General features: G+C 68.1%; 2 protein-coding genes. One reads left to right on the top strand and one right to left on the bottom strand.

The features are described from left to right. Positions 1 to 795: 795 nt before the first annotated feature. Positions 796 to 1,824, bottom strand: a complete 1,029-nt coding sequence (locus tag ACIBTV_RS31355) for an aldo/keto reductase (protein WP_396710796.1) — start codon at positions 1,822 to 1,824, stop codon at positions 796 to 798. 165 nt (positions 1,825 to 1,989) lie between these two features. Between ACIBTV_RS31355 and ACIBTV_RS31360 the strand changes: the two genes are divergently transcribed. After that, the gene (locus ACIBTV_RS31360; RefSeq protein ID WP_396710798.1) at positions 1,990 to 2,847 is read left to right on the top strand and encodes a helix-turn-helix domain-containing protein; all 858 of its coding nucleotides are present in this window, start codon (positions 1,990 to 1,992) and stop codon (positions 2,845 to 2,847) included. Positions 2,848 to 3,007: the final 160 nt, after the last annotated feature.

The following is a 3,007-nucleotide window of genomic DNA, read 5'->3' on the forward strand; positions in this document are numbered from 1 at the left end:
CCTCATCCAAAGAATCCGCGACCTGATGCAACGACTGCGCCAAAGCAAAAAACCGCTCAGGATACAGCCCCGGAAGCTCCTCACCATAAAACCACCTGAAGAACTCCGCCAGATCATCCGAATCCTGAAAAACCGGCACCGCCCCAACACCCCCACGGACCCGCGGACCCGGAGAAGAGGCCACGCCACCCCGAAAGCAGCACAACCCCACCCGAGAGGGTCAGCAGCCGCACCCGATGCGCAGCAACCCACCGGCTGGACCCGCCGACCGACCCGGCTATCACCCAAACTTAGCGATCCACAATAGACTGAACCGGCCGCTAAGACAAAACGAGGCGTTGCCCAATCTTGAACGATATTACTAACTATCGTCCGCCCGACCGGATGTAGCGGATGTCCGGTAAACGGGCCGAAGATCTGACCCTACTCCCCTCCTGGGCGACTTGCCCTTTCCGCCCTGATCGCGCCGGTCGGGACGGAAGTCGTGGGGGCGGAGCGATGAAGGTTAATACTCCACCACCACGGCATCGGCACCGCGCTGCACGCTACGCGCGTTCCCCGGGATACGCCCGTCTCCCACCAGCGTCGGCTCACCGCCCAGACAACGGCCCACCGAATCACTGATCCAACTGGACCCGCACATCGCCCAGGCCGCCCGGCACACCGACAACTTCTTCGGGTTCGACCAGTGGTTCCACTTCGGCACCGAATGGACAGCCGCCCACCCCAACCCTGGCACGCTCGCTGCCGCGCTACGCCGCCCACTGGACCCATACGACATATAGATCGAGCACATCAGCGTTCCGGTGCCGCCGACCGGAGCCCGGCGGGACGACGCCGGAGAGCGGTCTCGAGCAAGGCCGGGGGCCGGTATTCCTGGTCAAGCGCGGTGACGTCGGTGCCCGGCGCGACGATCTCGTCGATCCGGTCGAGGAGGTCGTCGGACAGCTCAACGTCGGCCCCGGCCAGAAGGTCGTCGAGGTGTTCCATGGTGCGCGGGCCGAGGAGCGCGGCGCTGACGCCCGGGTGGGCGATGGCGAAAGCCATGGCCAGGTGGGTCATAGGCAGGCCGGCCTCCTTCGCGAGCGGGACGAGCTGCTCGACGACGTCGATGCGGCGCTCGTCGGACAGGTGACGGGAGAACTGGACGCGCTTCAGGTCGTTGTCGCCGCCCTTGCGCACCCGGCCGGTCAGCAGGCCCTGGCCGAACGGGCCCCACACCATGACGCCCATGCCGTACTCCTGGGCGAGCGGCAGGACCTCCCGTTCGATGCCACGGTTCAGGATCGAGTACGGCGGCTGCTCGGTGCGGAACCGCTGCAGCCCGGCGCGTTCGGCTACCCACTGGGCTTGGACGATCATCGAGGCGGGCGTGGTCGACGAGCCGATGGCGCGCACCTTGCCGGCCCTGACGAGGTCGGTCAGGACGGAAAGGGTCTCCTCCAGGTCGGTGTCCGGGTCGGGCCGTTGAAGCTGATAGATGTCGATGTGGTCGGTGCCGAGTCGGCGCAGGGAGTTCTCGACGGCGGTGGTGATCCAGCGGCGGGAGGCGCCCTTCTGGTTGGGGCCCTCGCCCATGGGCAGGCCGACCTTGGTGGCCAGGACCACCTCGTCGCGGCGGCCCTTCAGGGCTCTTCCGACGATGTCCTCCGAGTCGGCGTAGCGGTCGGCGGTGTCGATGAGGTTGATCCCGGCGTCGATCGCCTTGTGGATGATCCGGACCGATTCGTCCGGGTCGTTGCCCATCTGGCTGGCGAACATCAGCGTGCCGAGTCCGTAGGGGCTGACCTTGATCCCGGTCCGCCCGAGGTTGCGGTACTTCATGAACGTGCTCCTTCGGCGCAGAGCGGCGGGTGGGTCCCCGCCGGCCACCGGCCGTCGGCCGGTACGTCCACCGTTCACGGCTGCGCGGGCACGGACCAGTACCCGCCGCAGCCGGTGGACCCGCAGTACCACGATGGGACGCGGCCGATCGGCGATACTCGGGAGATGACCGGAAGCACGGGTCTCGGTAGGGCTTTGCACGCCTGGCGGGATCGCACGAAACCGGCCGAGGTCGGCCTGCCGGACGACGGCGGCCGGCGCGCGCCAGGCCTGCGGCGTGAGGAGCTCGCCCTGCTCGCCGGCTTGTCCGTCGACTACATCGTGCGGCTCGAACAGGGCAGGTCGACGAATCCGTCCCCGCAAGTTCTGTCCGCGTTGGCTCGGGCGTTGCGGCTGGCGACGGCGGAGCGTGAGCACCTTTTCGTGCTCGCCGGTCAGGCGGTGCCGAGCGCCGGGCAGGTTTCCGATCATGTGCCGGCAGGCGTCCAGCGCCTGCTCGATCGACTGACCGGCACACCGCTGAGCGTGTACGACGCCGCCTGGAACCTGATCACGTGGAACCCGTTGTGGGCGGCACTGTTCGGTGACCCGCCTCCGTCGCGCGGCTTCGGGAGGAATGCGGTGTGGTGGTCCTTCGTCGCACCGCCCGCCGGATACCCCCAGGCGGTGAGCCGGAAGACGGGTCACCGCGCGGCCTTCGTGTCCGACCTGCGAGCGGCGTCGGCCCGCTATCCGAAGGACGCCGGGCTGGCCGCCCTGATCGGTGAGCTCCGTACCCGGAGCAGTGACTTCGTGGCGCTGTGGGATTCCGGCGTGGTGGGTGTGCACGAGTCCCTGACCAAGACGGTCCGGCATGCGAGCGTCGGTGAGCTCACCCTCGACTGCGACATCCTCGCGGCGCTCGGCACCGACCTGCGGATCATGGCCTTCAGCGCGGCGGAGGGCAGCCAGACCGCCGAGCGGCTGCGGCTGCTGGACGTCGTCGGCGTCCAGGCGCTGACGGGCGCCGGAACGGATACCTGATCGCAGAATCGATCTCCGGGCTCGCCGCACCCGTCCTGAACCGCACGGTCAGCTTGGACCAGGCTCACTAGGCCGTGTCTCCTGGATCATGGCTTGGGTCGGTCCGGTTTCGCGCGTAGCCAGATGAGGATGTCGGCGATCTGCACAGTGGCGCGGTAGC

Source organism: Micromonospora sp. NPDC049366 (genome assembly GCF_044466625.1).
Lineage (GTDB): Bacteria > Actinomycetota > Actinomycetes > Mycobacteriales > Micromonosporaceae > Micromonospora.